16 protein-coding genes are annotated in these 16,838 nt (G+C 38.0%); 9 read left to right on the top strand and 7 right to left on the bottom strand.

Translation table 11 applies throughout. From position 1 onward, the window contains the following. Positions 1-49: 49 nt before the first annotated feature. The 5 genes from EL17_RS04655 to EL17_RS04635 are packed head-to-tail and all read right to left on the bottom strand — an operon-like array spanning position 50 to position 5,179. Positions 50-685: an ABC transporter ATP-binding protein gene (locus tag EL17_RS04655; protein WP_035070879.1), complete on the bottom strand. Its 636-nt coding sequence runs from the start codon at positions 683-685 to the stop codon at positions 50-52. A 1-nt stretch (position 686) separates the two neighbouring features. Continuing rightward, positions 687-1,466: an acyl-ACP--UDP-N-acetylglucosamine O-acyltransferase gene (gene lpxA / locus EL17_RS04650; RefSeq protein WP_035070877.1), complete on the bottom strand. Its 780-nt coding sequence runs from the start codon at positions 1,464-1,466 to the stop codon at positions 687-689. Further along, entirely contained in the window at positions 1,463-2,857 is a 1,395-nt protein-coding gene (locus EL17_RS04645; protein WP_035070875.1) for a bifunctional UDP-3-O-[3-hydroxymyristoyl] N-acetylglucosamine deacetylase/3-hydroxyacyl-ACP dehydratase, read from the bottom strand. The genes lpxA and EL17_RS04645 overlap by 4 nt, the downstream gene beginning before the upstream one ends. Positions 2,858-2,910: 53 nt before the next feature. After that, the gene (gene lpxD / locus EL17_RS04640) at positions 2,911-3,933 is read right to left on the bottom strand and encodes a UDP-3-O-(3-hydroxymyristoyl)glucosamine N-acyltransferase (RefSeq protein ID WP_035070874.1); all 1,023 of its coding nucleotides are present in this window, start codon (positions 3,931-3,933) and stop codon (positions 2,911-2,913) included. Between the two features lie 10 nt (positions 3,934-3,943). After that, entirely contained in the window at positions 3,944-5,179 is a 1,236-nt protein-coding gene (locus tag EL17_RS04635) for an HD domain-containing protein (protein ID WP_035070871.1), read from the bottom strand. Between the two features lie 65 nt (positions 5,180-5,244). Between EL17_RS04635 and porX the strand changes: the two genes are divergently transcribed. Genes porX through EL17_RS04620 form a run of 3 tightly spaced genes read left to right on the top strand, consistent with a single transcriptional unit; the run spans position 5,245 to position 8,444 of the window. Continuing rightward, positions 5,245-6,804, top strand: a complete 1,560-nt coding sequence (porX, locus tag EL17_RS04630) for a T9SS response regulator signal transducer PorX (protein WP_035072063.1) — start codon at positions 5,245-5,247, stop codon at positions 6,802-6,804. A 1-nt stretch (position 6,805) separates the two neighbouring features. Next, positions 6,806-7,240 (top strand): tRNA (adenosine(37)-N6)-threonylcarbamoyltransferase complex ATPase subunit type 1 TsaE, encoded by a 435-nt coding sequence (tsaE, locus tag EL17_RS04625; protein ID WP_035070869.1) that lies wholly within the window; start codon positions 6,806-6,808, stop codon positions 7,238-7,240. Then, positions 7,230-8,444 (top strand): alanine dehydrogenase, encoded by a 1,215-nt coding sequence (locus tag EL17_RS04620; RefSeq protein WP_035070865.1) that lies wholly within the window; start codon positions 7,230-7,232, stop codon positions 8,442-8,444. The genes tsaE and EL17_RS04620 overlap by 11 nt, the downstream gene beginning before the upstream one ends. Here the strand turns inward: EL17_RS04620 and EL17_RS04615 are convergent. Further along, positions 8,441-8,911, bottom strand: a complete 471-nt coding sequence (locus EL17_RS04615) for a response regulator (RefSeq protein ID WP_035070862.1) — start codon at positions 8,909-8,911, stop codon at positions 8,441-8,443. The two genes, EL17_RS04620 and EL17_RS04615, sit on opposite strands and share 4 nt — an antisense overlap. Before the next feature lie 250 nt (positions 8,912-9,161). On the opposite strand from EL17_RS04615, the gene EL17_RS04610 reads away from it, so the two are divergent. The 4 genes from EL17_RS04610 to EL17_RS04595 all read left to right on the top strand — a co-directional run bounded on the left by EL17_RS04610 (position 9,162) and on the right by EL17_RS04595 (position 14,184). Further along, positions 9,162-10,265, top strand: a complete 1,104-nt coding sequence (locus EL17_RS04610; RefSeq protein WP_035070859.1) for a ThiF family adenylyltransferase — start codon at positions 9,162-9,164, stop codon at positions 10,263-10,265. Beyond that, positions 10,255-10,968: a hypothetical protein gene (locus tag EL17_RS04605; RefSeq protein WP_035072061.1), complete on the top strand. Its 714-nt coding sequence runs from the start codon at positions 10,255-10,257 to the stop codon at positions 10,966-10,968. The genes EL17_RS04610 and EL17_RS04605 overlap by 11 nt, the downstream gene beginning before the upstream one ends. A 100-nt stretch (positions 10,969-11,068) precedes the next feature. Beyond that, entirely contained in the window at positions 11,069-13,099 is a 2,031-nt protein-coding gene (locus EL17_RS04600; protein WP_240485935.1) for a 7TM diverse intracellular signaling domain-containing protein, read from the top strand. Continuing rightward, positions 13,099-14,184, top strand: a complete 1,086-nt coding sequence (locus EL17_RS04595; RefSeq protein WP_164674991.1) for a hybrid sensor histidine kinase/response regulator — start codon at positions 13,099-13,101, stop codon at positions 14,182-14,184. The genes EL17_RS04600 and EL17_RS04595 overlap by 1 nt, the downstream gene beginning before the upstream one ends. A 33-nt stretch (positions 14,185-14,217) precedes the next feature. On the opposite strand, the gene EL17_RS04590 is transcribed toward EL17_RS04595, so the two are convergent. After that, a complete protein-coding gene (locus EL17_RS04590; RefSeq protein WP_035070847.1) occupies positions 14,218-14,922 on the bottom strand; it encodes an SIMPL domain-containing protein in 705 nt (234 codons plus the stop codon). 226 nt (positions 14,923-15,148) lie between these two features. On the opposite strand from EL17_RS04590, the gene EL17_RS04585 reads away from it, so the two are divergent. Then, a complete protein-coding gene (locus EL17_RS04585; protein ID WP_035070844.1) occupies positions 15,149-15,691 on the top strand; it encodes an inorganic diphosphatase in 543 nt (180 codons plus the stop codon). 85 nt (positions 15,692-15,776) lie between these two features. Further along, on the top strand, positions 15,777-16,823 hold the full coding sequence (locus EL17_RS04580) for an outer membrane beta-barrel protein (RefSeq protein WP_035070840.1): 1,047 nt from the start codon (positions 15,777-15,779) through the stop codon (positions 16,821-16,823). Positions 16,824-16,838 lie beyond the last annotated feature (15 nt).

The raw sequence follows: 16,838 nt of genomic DNA, 5'->3' as shown, positions 1-16,838 counted from the left end.
ATTATAACTGTGGAATCCATTACCGCTTCACCTTCAATATATGAGGAAGTTAATCCCTTCGTTTTATTTTGAAATTTTCCATTTCAATTATTTTATGGCAGTTGGCATATTCCCGAGTGTCATTTGAACAGATGAGAATGGATTTAGAACTGCCATATAGAGCTAACATCTCCAGGTACCAGTCAACACCTTTTTGGTCTAAATTAGAGGTAGGCTCGTCTAGCAGTAATAAGGGAACATCTGAAAAAAAGCATAATCCCAGTTTGAGTCTTTGCTTCATTCCACTGGAAAAAAATTGAACCTGTTTATCTTTTGATTCATTTAAATACATGATATCCATCATCTCCTGAATGGAAACATTGGAGATTTTATTTTTAAATTTAAAATGAAAATGCAGTAATTCTATCAGTGTAAACTCTTCCGGAAGCTCCATGTATGGAGCACTGATGGCAAGATAAGAGAAAATATCTGCTTCAGATATAGCCGTTTGACCTAAGTGATAGCTTACCTTGCCTTCAGTAAAAGGGATAAGGCCAGCCACGCATTTAAGGAGTGTGGATTTACCTGAACCATTACTTCCGGTGACAGCTATCCTGTTATTAGGCTCAAAGTCCAAGCTGAGGCTTTTAAATATCCATTCATATTGGTATCTTTTCCCAGCTTGGTCTAATTTGATACCTAGCATATCAATTAATATATCCTTTCATCACACCTCTTTCAGAAGACCGGATGAAATTAATGATTTCATCCCTTTCTTTGGTGGCGGGGAGGTTTATTTCTATTTCTTCCAGTGCTCTGGAATTATTCAAACTGTTAAGGAAAAGATATCTATATACCTCCTGTATATTACTGATCGCTTCACTGGAAAATCCTCTACGTCTAAGTCCAAGTGAATTTATTCCAGCATAACTTAGGGGTTCGCGAGCTGCTTTGGTATAGGGAGGTACATCTTTTCTTACCAATGACCCGCCGGAAATCATAGAGTGTACGCCGACTTTGACAAATTGGTGTACCGCACTACTGCCTCCTATAAAAGCGTAATCATCTATGTTTACATGGCCTGCCACTTGGACGGCGTTGGCGATGATTACATGGTTACCTAATATACAATCATGGGCTATATGGACATAAGCCATTAGCAGACAGTTGCTTCCAACTTTGGTCATTCGCTTGTCGATGGTTCCTCTGTTGATAGTTACACATTCCCTGATGGTAGTATTATCTCCTATTTCTACGGTTGATTCTTCCCCTTGGAATTTAAGGTCCTGGGGTACTGCAGATATTACCGCACCAGGGAAAATCTTACAGTTTTCACCTATAATAGCACCTGGATAGATGGTAACATTGGAGCCTATCCAAGTCCCCGCTCCAATCTTTACATTTTCGTGAATGACTGTAAAAGGATCAATGGTAACATCTTTACCTATAACAGCTTGGTCATTTATATGGGATAAATTGCTTATCATACTTCTTTTCTTACAATACTAGCAGTCATCACGGCTTCACAAACTAAAGTAGTGCCTACATAAGCCTCTCCTTTCATTTTTGCTATTCCTCTTCTGATGGGGGCTAACAGTTCACATTTAAAAATTAGGGTATCTCCTGGAATTACCATTTTTCTGAACTTACAATTTTCTATACCTAGAAAATAAGTCCAATAATTTTCAGGATCATCTACAGTGCTGAGCACTAGGATGCCTCCGGTCTGTGCCATTGCTTCTACTTGAAGCACACCAGGCATGACCGGATTGTTTGGGAAATGGCCCATAAAAAATGGTTCGTTTATAGTAACATTTTTTACACCTGCCACCACAGTATCATCTAGGTAGATTACTTTATCCAATAATTGGAACGGATATCTGTGGGGAAGTATATTACTTATCTGATTTATATCCAGAACAGGAGGCAGCTTAGGGTCATAATGGGGGATATGACTGGGCCCAGATTTTTCCATAGCCCTTTTAAGCTTTTTGGCAAAGGCCACATTGGCGGCATGTCCAGGTCGGGCTGCAAGAATCTGTGCCTTCAGCGGCCTGCCGACCAACGCCAGGTCACCCACTACATCTAATAGTTTATGCCTGGCTGGCTCATTCTTATACCTTAACTCTACATTGTTTAGAATCCCTTCCTTTCTTACCTCTACCTTTGGTTTATTAAACATTTTGGCCAGTGAGGCAAGTTCTTTTTCCTCTACTACCCGGTCTACGACCACAATAGCATTGTTTAGATCACCACCTTTGATAAGGTTTTGGTTATAGAGCATTTCCAGTTCATGAAGGAAACAGAATGTTCTACAGGAAGCTATCTCAGATTTAAACTGGCTTATATCAGTGATAGAGGCATGCTGGCTTCCGAGGACAGGGGAGTTGTAATCTACCATCACGGTAACCCTATAGTCATCCAGTGGCAAGGCTGCCATTTCCACTTCTCGGCCGGTATCTCTATAATGGATGCTTTCAGGTACTTCAAAAAACCTTCTCAATGCGTTTTGTTCTTGCAGTCCTGCTTCTTCCAGAACACTTATAAACTGGATCGAACTGCCGTCCATGATAGGAGGTTCTGGTCCATCCAGTTGGATCAGGACATTGTCTAATTCTAGACCTACCAATGCAGCCAGCACGTGCTCGACTGTAAATACCCTGGCCCCACTTTGTTCGAGAGTAGTGCCTCTTGAGACATCCACTACATTGTCCACGTCAGCATCTATGATAGGCTGCCCTTCTAGATCTGTTCTCTGAAATTTATAGCCGTGGTTCGGAGGAGCTGGGACAAATGTCATGGTAGTCACCACGCCAGTGTGTAATCCCACTCCGGTGACGGCTACCTGTCTTCCTATGGTATGCTGTTTTACTTTCATTAAGAATGTTAATTTCGAATTATAAAAAATCCGTTATATTTTAACCTGCGAATTTAAAGTTTTTTTTCGAGATCTATCATTTTGTTTTGTAGCTCAGGCAATTTTTTAAATATGGCATAGGATTTTAGAAAATCCTTGATTTTGAATCCCATGTATCCGTGTACTGTGGTACCTTCTTCTATTATAGATTTGGAAATACCTGTATTGGCTCCTATAGTGGTCCTGTCTGCTATTTTCAAGTGGCCAATCAAACCTGCTTTACCTGCAAGAATGCAGTTTTTGCCCACTTCCGTGGAGCCCGAAATACCGGCCTGCGCTGCTATCACCGTGTTTTCACCAATGACCACATTATGTGCTATTTGTACCAGGTTATCTATTTTTACCCCTTTTTTAATAACAGTAGATCCTAATGTGGCCCGGTCAATGGTAGTCCCAGCTCCTATGCTCACATAGTCCTCTAGTACCACATTCCCCAGCTGGGGGATGTTTTTATAGGTCCCGTCTGACTGAGGAGCAAATCCAAATCCATCCGAACCGATTACTGCATTAGAATGAATCTCACAGTGGTTGCCTATTTTGCTTTGATTTAGAATCCTCGCCCCAGGATGGATGATACAGTGGTCTCCAATGCTTACGTCATCCCCTATTACTGCCTGAGCATGGATTTTTACATTATTACCTATAACTGAATTTTTGCCAATATACGAAAAAGCTGCTCGATATCCATTTTCCCCCATGATGCTGGACTCGTCCATAAAGCTGGGCTGCTCTACCCCTGATTTATCTGCCCGGATCATTAAAGCATAGGCTTCCAGAAGCTGGGTAAAACCGCTATAGGGATCTTTTACCCTGATCAGATTCGTATGTATGGCTTTCGAAGGTTTTAGATCTTCCTGAACAATAACTGCACTGGCTTGGGTAGTGTATAGGTAAGGTTCATATTTCAGGTTAGACAGGAAACTGATGCTTCCGGGCTTACCTTCCTGTATTTTATCAAGCCTGCTTACCTTGAGTGAGCCATCACCTTCCACTTTTCCATTCAAAAGCTCAGCTACTTGATTGACGGTAAATTCCATGGGGTTTAATTTAATGTGAAGGCAAAGTTAAATTTTTAGCGCGACAAGCGTAATGTTTTTTCACTATTTTGCTCATCGCTTTTATATTTGGCAGGTCTGCAGCTTTGGCCACATCCATCACTTCACCTTTTTTGGTGTAGATAAGTATCCTGTCTTTGGCCACATAGGCATTATTACTGATACTGCCATATGAATAGAAGTAACGTAGGTCCTCTTCAGGAATATTGAGTTTTTTAATTGTTCTCCGCTTTATTTCTTCTAGTTCTGAAGGCCCAAAAGGTGCGCTTCTTAATTCTATTTTAAATAGGTTTCTGTTTAAGAACATATTAGATATGTTGTTCAGTACATAATCGCCGTCTTTTTTCCACTGTTTTACTGCACCCCATATATCATAATCATCCAGTTCTGTGAAGATTTCCAATAAAGCAGGGGACTTTTTAAAGTCTTCCAGCGTATAATTGTTTTGCAGTAAATGGATAAAGGCCTCAGAACCTTTTAGATTTATGCCTGACTGCTGTACATCTTTTGCCCTGGAGATGAGGTTGATCAGCATCTTTTCAGCACTCACGGTTGTTTTATGTAAATATACTTGCCAGTACATCAATCTTCGAGCACTCAAAAAGTTTTCTATACTATAAATGCCTTTTTCTTCTATGACCAAGGCATCATCTTTGATGTTCATCATTTTGATGATCCTGTCTGCACCTATAGTCCCTTCCGATACGCCGGTGAAATAACAGTCACGCTGTAGGTAGTCCAGACGGTCTATATCCAACTGGCTTGATACCAATTGGTGGAAAAATTTTCTTTCATACTTGCCTGTAAAGATTTTAAGGGCAAGGTCTAACTGGTTGTTGAATTCTATATTCAATGACTTGATGATCATAAGGGACATCGATTCATGATGGATGTCCTTTAGCAGGCTAAATTCCAGGGCGTGTGAAAAGGGCCCGTGGCCTATATCATGAAGAAGAATGGCGATAAGTGCCGATTCATATTCATCATTATTTATTTCATGACCTTTATTTCTTAAATTGTCCAAGGTGATGCTCATCAGGTGCATAGCCCCTATAGCATGGTGAAACCGAGTATGAAGAGCACCTGGATAAATGAAGTCAGTCAAACCCAATTGTTTGATTCTGCGTAACCTCTGGAAGTATGGGTGGTCTATGATGGCAAAGATAAGCTCGCTGGGTATGGTAATAAAACCATAAACAGGATCATTAAGAATTTTATGGCTTTTCAAGGACCTGTGTTTTTGTGATAAAGGCCAAAAGTAATTATAATTTTAAAAGATATAAACCAATTAATATGCAAAAATTTAAAATCCTTTGGGCTGATGACGAAATTGATCTGTTAAAACCCCATATAATGTTCCTAGAACAAAAGGGATATGAGATTACTACAGTAAATAGCGGAGTGGATGCTATAGAAAAAGTAGAGGAGCAAAACTTCGATGTTATTTTTTTGGATGAAATGATGCCTGGGATGACTGGACTGGAGACACTTCAGCAGGTAAAAATCCTCAAGCCTCAGACCCCAGTGGTGATGATCACCAAAAGTGAGGAAGAGCATATTATGGATGATGCCATAGGAGGCAAAATAGCCGATTATCTCATTAAACCTATCAATCCAAACCAGATCCTGCTTTCTGTAAAAAAGATCCTTCAAAACAAGCAGCTTATTACCGAAAAGACCAATCTTTTTTATCAACAGGATTTTCGAAACATCAGCATGGCCTATAATGATGCCATAGACCATAAAGAATGGTCCGATATATATACCAAACTTACCTACTGGGAACTCGAAATAGATAAAACAGAGAATAAAAGCATGCAGGAGGTTCTGGACACTCAGAAAACTGAAGCCAATGCCAACTTTGCTAAATTTATAAAGGAAAATTATCTGGATTGGCTCAATGAGCCAAACATCGAAAAACCAATACTCTCCCATCAAGTGATGAAAGAAAAAGTATTTCCTAAACTCAAAGAAGGGAAACCGCTGTTCTTTATTGTCATTGATAACCTAAGGCTAGATCAGTGGGAAATTATAGAACCACTGCTAAGTCCTCACTTTAATGTGGAGAGTGATGAGACTTATTATAGTATTCTTCCTACCACCACTGCTTATGCCCGTAATGCATTGTTCAGTGGTATGATGCCGATAGATATGGCACGTTTCCACCCTGATCTTTGGGAAGGAGAGGATACTGATGAAGGTAAAAATAATCACGAAGAGGAATTTTTGAAGGTAAATATTCAGAAGAACCGGTTAAACATAAAATCTTCTTACCATAAAATTCTTCAGGTGAACCAAGGAAAAGCCGTTCTGGATAATTTTACTAATCTGATCAATAACGACCTGAATGTACTGGTATATAATTTTGTAGATATGATGTCCCATGCCCGGACAGATATGAAAATGATCAAAGAACTGGCCCCAAATGAATCAGCTTATCGGTCACTTACTGAAAGCTGGTTTACCCATTCCTCCTTGTTTGAGTTATTTAAAAAAATCAGTGAGTCAGGGGCGGAAGTTGTCGTAACTACAGACCATGGTACTAAAAGGGTGCACAGGCCATATAAAATTATCGGTGACAGAACTGTCACTACCAACCTAAGATATAAACAGGGCAAGAATTTAAATTTTGAGTCTGGAAAAGTTTTTGAGATCAATAAACCAGATGAAGCTAAACTTCCAAAATTTAATATTTCTACCAGCTACGTCTTTGCAGTGGAAGATTATTTCTTTGCCTATCCAAACAATTATAACTATTACGTAAATTATTATAAGGATACCTTTCAGCATGGAGGAGTATCTTTGGAAGAAATAATCGTACCTTTGGTGCACCTTACACCTAAGAATTATTAATTTGGAACGTATCTATTGTTCAAAGCTTTCCCAGCTATCGGAAGCTGTCATGCGCATTATAGACATCTGTAAAAACGAGACCATATGGGTGTTTAAAGGGCAGATGGGAGCAGGGAAGACTACTATAATAAAAGGGATAGCTGAGCATTTCCAAATAGTGGATCAGGTAAGCAGTCCTACCTTTTCCTTAGTAAATGAATATCAGGATACTAGGGGGGAGCTATATTTTCATTTTGATTTTTATAGGGTAGAAGATCCTGTGGAAGCATTGGATATAGGAGTGGATGAATACTTTTATAGCGGCCAATATTGCTGGATAGAATGGGCTGAAAAAGTAGCCGCATATATTCCAGGTGATTTTGCTTTAATAGATATATCGGTAGGGGAAAATCAAGAAAGGATCATTACCATAAACATCATCAGAGATGGCAGATAAGTTGGCAGAAATAGCTTCAGAGACTAAGCTTTATCCGAAGGAGGCAGTAGAAAAAACTAAAAATTCTAAAAATGCTTTATTGATAGGGCTGCCCAGAGAAGTGGCTTTTCAGGAAAAGAGAGTGGTGCTCACTCCAGAAGCAGTAGCATTGCTTGTCAATAATGGACAGCGGGTGATGGTGGAGTCAAACGCAGGTAAATACTCCAAGTTTTCAGATAAGGATTATTCTGATGCAGGCGCAAAAGTGGTCTACAGTGCCAAAGAGGCATTTGATGCCGAAGTAGTGCTTAAAGTAGAGCCGCCAAAGGAAGATGAAATCGCATTTATGCGCCCAGGTGCCTGCCTGATTTCTGCTTTACAGCTTGGGAAGCAGAATGCTGATTTTATCCATGCCCTAAATAGGAAAAAGATCACTGCAGTAGCTTTTGAAAATCTTGAGGATAAGGTCGGGGGCATGCCAGTGGTACGTGCCATGAGTGAAATAGCAGGAAGCACCGTGATGCTGGTAGCAGCCGAGTACCTAAGCAGTGTTAATGATGGAAAAGGGCTTATATTGGGGGGGATTACCGGTGTGCCGCCTACCCAGGTAGTGATAATAGGGGCAGGGACAGTAGCAGAGTATGCTGCCCGGACGGCTTTAGGGCTAGGAGCCACTATTAAGATTTTCGATAACCATATCTATAAATTGAGGAGGATTAAACAGCTTTTGGGCCAGCAGGTTTATACTTCCACTATAGACAATTACACCCTAGGCCAGGCGCTTAAAGAGGCTGATGTGGTCATAGGAGCATTAAGAGCGGAGAAGGGCAAAACCAAAATAGTGGTGTCAGAAGAAATGGTGGCGGCTATGATGCCCGGCAGCATCATCATAGATGTCAGTATAGACCAGGGAGGCTGTATAGAAACTTCAGAAATGACTACGCATGAAGAACCTACATTTAATAAATATGATATCATTCATTACTGTGTTCCCAACATTGCATCCAGGGTCTCCCGTACAGCTTCGGTAGCATTGAGTAATATATTTACACCGATCTTACTTCAGATGGCAGACCTGGGTGGTGCAGAAGAGATGATATTTAATTATAAATGGTTTATGAAAGGAGTATATACCTATAGAGGTAGCCTCACCAATGCCCATTTGGGAAGAAAATTTCTAATGACCCATAAAGAGCTACAGTTACTTTTAGCCGCGCGTTATTAAGAAAGCAGATTTTGTCTCAATAAAAACTCCAGCTGATCATTGGCTTTTAATAGGCTTTTGGTGAGCTGGGCATTTTTTCTTCGAAGTTCAAATACCTCAAATGCATTTTTTACTACAGTCCTCATATAATCCTCCTCCCAAGGCTTAGTGAGATAATGATAGACTTGACCTTTATTTATGGCATCTATTACTGCCTGTATGTCTGTAAATCCTGTTAAGAGAATCCTCATAGGATCAGGATGAGGGGGGATGATAGATTCTAAAAACTCGACACCAGTCTCATTAGGCATCCGTTGATCAGTAATGATGATCTCGATATCCTCCTCATCTAGGATTTTCCTGGCTTCATCAGCTGATTCTGCTAAGAAGATCTGGTATTCCCTTCTAAAGGTAGCTTTGAATGCATGAAGGTTGTTAACTTCATCATCTACATATAAAACCTTAATTTTTTCTTCTGAATCTTTCATTTATTGCTCTCCGACACATTATAGAATTATATGCTAAATTAGGTATTTTTTTGGATATGATTTAATTAAAATTTAGATCACGCGGTGGTTTTATTTTATTATAAAGCTATCCTGTTGTTAATAAGCTTTTTTATTATGGTATAATACGTTTTTTTAGGTACCAATAATTATTTTTATACAAATATGTTCTATTTTAAATTCTTAAATATAACTTTACCTGCAATTTAGAACTATTTTTATCAAAGCTTTCATGAAAGAATGTTTACAGTCCTTTAAGGATACTGATTTTAGACCTATTATATTAGACCCCACGTCAGAGACAGATATCCAGATATTAAATAAAATCCGCAACATTCCGGGTTTAATTATCAAAGACACCCTTTCTTCCCAGATAGGGGAATTGATTAAGATAGAACATCCTTCCAGACGGTATACACAAAGTGAATTGGCACTGGAGACGGAGGAATATTTAAAAACACATCCGATAGATACCCTGAGTAACTATATATATTATCCTTGGAGAAATACTCTTGTGGTCTTACTGAAGGAAGCATATTTTATCAGGGTGCGTACTGCAAGAAACAAGAACAAGATTACTCTAGAAGAGCAGGAGGTATTATCTACCAAGGCAGTCGGGGTGATAGGTTTGTCTGTAGGCCAGAGTGTGGCGGTCAGTTTGGCGATGGAGCGTTCTTTCGGCGAGCTTAGGATTGCGGATTTTGACACTTTGGATTTAAGCAACCTGAACAGGATCAGGTCCAGCGTATGTAATCTGGGTGATTCAAAAGTCAATATAGTGGCCAGAGAGATAGCAGAACTTGATCCGTACTTAAAGGTAACCGTATATGATAAGGGTGTAACGGCTGAAAATATGCTTCAATTTTTTACAGAGGGGGGGAATCTCGATCTATTAATAGAAGAGTGTGATAGTCTGGATATAAAGATAAGTAGCCGCCTGATGGCCAAATCATTAAACATTCCTGTCTTGATGGATACCAGTGATAGGGGAATGATTGACATAGAAAGGTTTGATTTGGAACCCAAAAGGCCTATATTTCATGGTAAGCTTGCTCAATTTGGAGAGGAAAGTCAATTATTGGCAGGAATGTCTGAGCATGCGCAGGCTTATTTTATGAGTATCGTTGATTTTGATAAAATTTCTATAAGGGGTAGGGAAAGTTTCATGGAAATAGGAAGAACCCTGTCTACATGGCCGCAGATAGGTTCCTCAGTACTGTTGGGAGGAGCTGCTTGTTCCCATTTTGCTAGAGTAATACTATTAGGGGAAACAGATGTCTCAATGAGATTATATATTGATTTGGATGAATATTTAAATGCTAGATATGAAGGTTAAGGTAAGAATTATAAAAGCTAAAGATGATTCGGAAGCTACGGAGAAATATATACAAGGACATTTAAATGTCTTGGCAACCTATGGAGTAACTAAAGTTACCTCTGCTGATACATCTTGGACTGAAGATTCCAATGTCTATTTAATATTAGTAGAAGCTATTGATGATAATAGAATTTTGGGAGGCGCTAGAATTCAATTAAATTCAGAAGCATTTCCCCTTCCAGTAGTAGAAGCGACTAAAGATTTAGATGCTAAGATTTTAGATTATATAAGTGATTTTAAACCATTAGAAATGGCAGAGCTCTGTGGATTATGGAATTCTAAAGAAGTAGCAGGATATGGGATCGGAAGTATATATTTAGGCAGGGTAGGTGTAGCCATTAGCTCACAATTAAACATAAAAAGATTACTGGCATTTTGTTCACCAGCTACATTAAGAAACTGTTATAAAGTTGGTTTCAGAATTATATCGACTTTAGGAGATAATGGAAAATTTTTTTATCCTAAGGAAGGATTAATAGCAACTGCTCTTGAAATAGATGATATTGAAAATCTATCATCTGCTCATTTCGAGGATCGAGACTTTATTTTTAAATTGAGGAATAATTTAAGCCATTTATCGCAGGAAACAGGGCCAAAAGGTTCTATGGATGTGGAATTTGATTTGAAGTTACCACATTTGACATCTACTAGTCATGGATAGTAAAATAAAACCAAATAAAAAAATTGCAATAATTTTATTTTTTTTTATATTAATTTTAATATCATTGGTTGTAAGTTTGCAATATTTTAATGCAAACAATGTGAATCAAGTAAAAGTTTTTAGTTTATACCACAGTGATACAGACTATATTAAAAATATAAATGAGCTTAGTTTAATAGATGAAATTAATGGTAATATATCTCATGGATTTATAAAAGATAAATTTATAGTAGGGTTTAATTTTAAGGGTAGGACTTTTAATGAGAATGAAGCCTATGTATTGGAGTTCACAAGTCCATTGTTTCATAAACTGGATTTATATATAGAAGAAAATGGCCAGTTAAAATTATTTAATAGCTCAGGGACAAGTAATAAATTATCTAACCCTTTAACATATCCCCGTCCTATTTTTGAAATATCTTATGCTGATTTAAAGGAAGGAGAGTTTATAGCTGTAATTACATCCAATGACCCTATCGGATTCAATGTGATTGTAGAAGAAAAAGAGTCTTTTTTAAAAATATATTCCAATAGAATGCTATTAATTAATATATATGTTGGGTTAATGCTTGCCCTATTTTTGTATAATATTATACTGTATTTTATCATTGAAGATAAGGTTTATATGTATTATTCCTTATATGTATTATTTATAGGATTAGCACAGTTATCTTTACTTGGATTTTCCCATATTTATATACTCGGAGAAAATCCTTATTTATTCAGTTTAAGCATAATAGTCTTCCCAGCTATTGCTGGGGTATTAGCTGTCTTATTTATAAAGAGTTTTTTAAAAACTAAATATTTTGTACCTGCTTTAGATAAACTTCTAATAATCATTATTATTTTATATATAGCAGGTATAATAGTGAGATTATTGGGTTTTGTTGAGATTAGTTATAGAATTATAGATATTACAGGATTTGTGGGAGTGATATTATTTATAACTATAGGAATCACTATTGCCCGGAAAGGTTCAAGACCAGCAGTTTTCTTTTTAATAGCTTGGGGTACTTTTTTAGTAGGTCTTTTAATATACGTTTTTCAAAATCAAGGAATAATTCCTTCCAGTTCATTATCTACTTTACCTATGCTTTTGGGAACAGCGATAGAAGCCATATTATTATCCCTCGCACTGGCAGACAGAATTAATATACTAAAAAAAGAAAAGGAACAAGAGCAGCACGACAGACTAGAAGCAGTAAAAGAAAATGAAAGGCTTATCCGCGAACAGAATGCCATCTTAGAGGAAAAAGTACAAAGCCGCACCCATGAACTGGAAGTCACCTTGAGAAATCTCCAGAATACCCAAACTCAACTGGTCAACCAAGAAAAAATGGCTTCTTTGGGTCAATTAACCGCAGGTGTGGCGCATGAAATCAACAACCCTATCAATTTTGTGAGTTCAAATATCAATCCACTGAAAAGGGATATCGGGGATGTACTGGAAATAATGGAGGCATATAGAGATAAAGGGCTGCAAGAATTCAATGCTGAAACTTTAAAGGAACTATCCAGACTAGAAAGGGACATCGACCTGGAATATGTGAAGGAAGAAATTACCCAGCTGCTGCAGGGTATGGAGGATGGAGCCAAGCGTACTGTGGAAATAGTCAAAGGATTAAAACTTTTTTCGAGAGTTGATGAACAAGATGTCAAGAAAGTAGATTTACATTCAGGGATCAACAGTACCTTGGTTCTCCTGAACAGTTCTATGTCCAATAAAATCAAGATAGTAAAAGACTTTGGTGAATTGCCAATGGTGGATTGCCTTGCTGGTAAAATAAATCAGGTGTTTATGAATATAGTCAACAATGCTGTACATGCGCTTACTGAAAACCTAGCCACTAACCCTAATCCAGTTATAGTCATCAAAACTTCCACAGAGGGAGAATTTGCCAGAATAGAAATAATAGACAACGGACCAGGGATCCCTGCTCACGTTAAAGAAAGGATATTTGAGCCTTTCTTTACTACCAAACCTGTAGGTAAAGGTACGGGACTAGGCCTATCCATCGTTTATTCGATTATCGAAAAGCATCATGGATCATTGGAAGTAGAAACGGTGCCGGATGCCGGAACTTCATTTATCATCAAACTGCCGATTAACCAAAAGTCCAGTATGATATGATAGGACAGAAAGTTAATGTACTGTATATAGATGATGAAGACAATAATTTGAACTCATTCAAAGCCAGTCTTAGAAAAGAGTTTAACGTCAATACCGCTTTGAATGCCAAGCAGGGGCTAGAGATGGTCAGGGAGTTTGAATACCAAGTGGTAATAGCGGATCAGCGTATGCCAGAGATGACGGGAGTGGAATTTTTTGAAAAATTGATTCAGGTCAATCCATTGCCTATCAGGATTCTTCTGACTGGATATTCGGATATACAATCAGTCATCGATGCCATCAATAAAGGAGAAGTACACCGTTTTATTGACAAACCATGGAACATAGAACAGATCAAAAATGCGGTAAGAAATGCAGGGGAAATTTATTTTACGCGTAAAGAACTGGCCTATAAAAACGAGAAACTGCACAAAGTCCATTCTGAAATGAATCAGTTTGTCTACAGTCTTTCCCATGAATTGAGAGGGCCACTGATGAGTATTTCTGGTATATCCAAATTAGCTAAATTGGAAGTAAATGATCCAGATATTCTTGAATATTTTAATATGATAGATCTTGCTACGCATAAGCTGGATAATTTTATTTATAAAATGCTGGATTTTTATAGATCTACTAAAATAGACAATAAATTTACTAAGATAGACGTGGCCCACTTACTGGAACAGCAGTATGCAGCTTATCAGGAGAAATGGGACTTAAGCGAAATCGATGTTCAAATGAATGTAGTGCAGGAGCAAGAGTTTTATTCGGATGATGCCAAATTAAGGGTAATCGTGAACAATCTCTTCAGCAATGCTTATAATTTTCAGAAGCAGCACGAAAAAGATAAAAAAATCAGCTTAAGTATAACTGTTAAAAATGATGGGTGTACCATTCTATGTATTGATAATGGGATAGGCATAGATGAAAAATACCAAAAGGAAGTCTTCAATTTATTTCAGCGGGCCACCCAGCAGAACGTTGGCTCTGGTATAGGGCTTTATATGGTGAAGGAGTCAGTAGAGCAACTCAGTGGGGAAATAGAACTCAGCTCCGCACTGAATGAAGGAACCAAAGTGAAAGTCTCTCTTCCCCATATAGTATAGAGGAAGAGAGCGCTAAAATTTTTATAGTATTTATCAATTAACAAATCTGTAACTAACTACTACTCTATCAGAAATTTTTTGCTCGTCGGGCTGTAATACGGGCATAGCTTTGGCACTGGCATCCATACTAAATTCCGCTGCCTGTCTGAATATAGGGAAGTTAAAACTGTTCTGTGGTTTATAATCAATCTTATTCACCTTTATTTCTTGAAGTCCCATAGCATCTTTTATAATATCAGCTTTTTTCTGGGCATCTTTTAATGCTTCAGTCAATAATTCTTTCTCTAAGCTGCTTTTTAAACTGTCAGATAACATATAACTGATGGAATATTGTAAATCCTTTATCTGGCCTAAGGCATCTACAGCTTTGACCAAATCTCCATCCAGGTCCCGTATGGTGATGTTAATAGTTTGTGTAGCTATGTAACCATTTTCTTTCATAGTATTATTGGTGTAAACCCTATTGATGTTTACTTGATAATTGTTGGTTTTTAGATCATAGTCGGAAAGTTTGCTTTTTTTCATCAGCTCAACTATTTCCTGAGATTGCTTGTTCAATCCCTGGGCGGCATCTGATGCTTTTGGTGCTTTGTGCTGAACTTGTACAGCTAAGATGGCTTGATCAGGCTTGATCCTTAGTTCACTTTGACCTTCTACTTCCACTGTTTGAACCTGCTGGGCATGAAGGGTAATATAAAATGCGAATACCAATAGAAAGGTAAGGGGTAATTTTCTCATGTTTTTTTAATTTTTTAGGTGCCCTATGAAAGTCTACATCTTTGATAGTTTCCTCATGATCGATTTCATAAGTTAGGATGTTTTGAAGCCCATACGGCAAAATAACGGCCAGTGAGACAAGAAGACCAAAAAATATATTTAAAATACTAAAGGATTGTTTTGTATACATTTTAAATGGCGTAATTTTGCATGCTATTTAAAAGTTGAAATATAAATTATTTTTGATATGATCAATCCATGGCACGATGTGCATATAGGGAAAGATGCACCGGAATTTGTCACTGGTGTTATCGAAATTCCAAAGGGCAGTAAAGGGAAATATGAGTTAGATAAAAAAACAGGCATGCTGCTTTTAGACAGGGTATTGTTTTCCGCTGTTCATTATCCTGCAAATTATGGGTTTATTCCTCAGACTTTCTGTGAAGACCATGATCCCCTAGATATACTTATCATTTCTCAAATAGATATTCCTTCTATGACTTTGGTAAAAGCAAAGGTGATAGGTGTAATGAGAATGATAGATGGTGGTGAAGCAGATGATAAAATTATAGCAGTAGCAGCCGATGATCAGTCAGTTAATTATATTGAGGATATAGACGCCCTGCCTCCACATTTGATGAAAGAAATCCACAGGTTTTTTGAAGATTATAAAAAACTGGAAAACAAGGAAGTAAAAGTGGAAGACTTTTTGGGTAAAGAGGATGCCAAAAGGATTATCCTGGAAAGTATTGAGCTTTATGACAGGTCTTTCAGAACAAAAAAAATATAATACCCCTTTTTTAAGAATAAAGAAAAAGCCCGGTTTGACGGGCTTTTTTCTTTAATTTCATTCATGTTTTTTAAAACCTGACCGCATGAGATGTCTTCTTGTTTTCCTTTTTTCAATTATAGCTTTCAGCAGTAATGCTCAGATTTTTTCTTCCGGAGGCTGGGAAGTATCTGGATACATAGAGACATATTATACTTATGATCTTAACCAGCCAGAGGATCACTTAAGACCTGATTTTCTTTTTAATTTTAAAAGACATAATGAATTCAGTGTGAACCTGGCATTCCTGAGAGCTGCTTATTCAGAAGATAATATCAGAGGTAATCTGGCCCTGATGACTGGGACTTATGCACAGTATAATTTAGCTGATGAGCCTGCTTGGGCACAGATGGTATATGAAGCTTCGGTTGGAGTGAAATTATTGGATAACCTTTGGTTGGATGTGGGTATTATGCCTTCCCATATTGGTTTTGAGAGTGCAGAGGGCATGGAAACATGGCACCTTTCCAGAAGCTTACTTGCAGAAAACTCCCCCTACTTTCTCACCGGAGGAAGATTATCCTATGCATGGAACGAAAATTTGGACCTCACGCTCTGGCTGGCCAATGGCTGGCAAAACGTCCAGCGGACAGAGAGAAACCAATCACTGGGACTAGGTGCGGGGATTAATTACCGGCCCATGGACGGTATGATCATTAATTATAGTAATTATTATGGGAATGAATATCCTCAAACTTTATACCTTCCCCGTTTTTACAATAATTTTTATACCATGTATAGTTTTAATGGCTGGGGTATAACTTTCGGTGCAGATTATGGTATAGAATCTACTATCAATACCGAGTTGAACCAATGGTACGGGGCTACCTTATCATTGAGAAGAAAGTTCTTTGACCACTTATATATAGCCTCAAGAGTTGACTATTACTCAGATAAGAAAGGGGTGATTTTAAATAATGGAATGGAAGTGACTGGGCTATCGATGAACCTGGACTATGAAGTAACTGAAAGGGCCCTAGCCCGTATCGAATTCCGCCAATTTTTTAGCCCTGATCCGGTATATGACCTTCCTGCGGGAAAGTTTAGCAGGGGTAATTCAGCCATAAATACCTCATTGGCTATAAGGTTTTAATTGCGCATAAGTAAT

The sequence above is a fragment of the Anditalea andensis genome, assembly GCF_000714815.1.
In the GTDB taxonomy this organism is placed as follows: Bacteria; Bacteroidota; Bacteroidia; order Cytophagales; family Cyclobacteriaceae; genus Anditalea; species Anditalea andensis.
The sequence above is the reverse complement of the archived record's forward strand: the minus strand, read 5'-3'. Positions and strand labels throughout refer to the sequence as shown.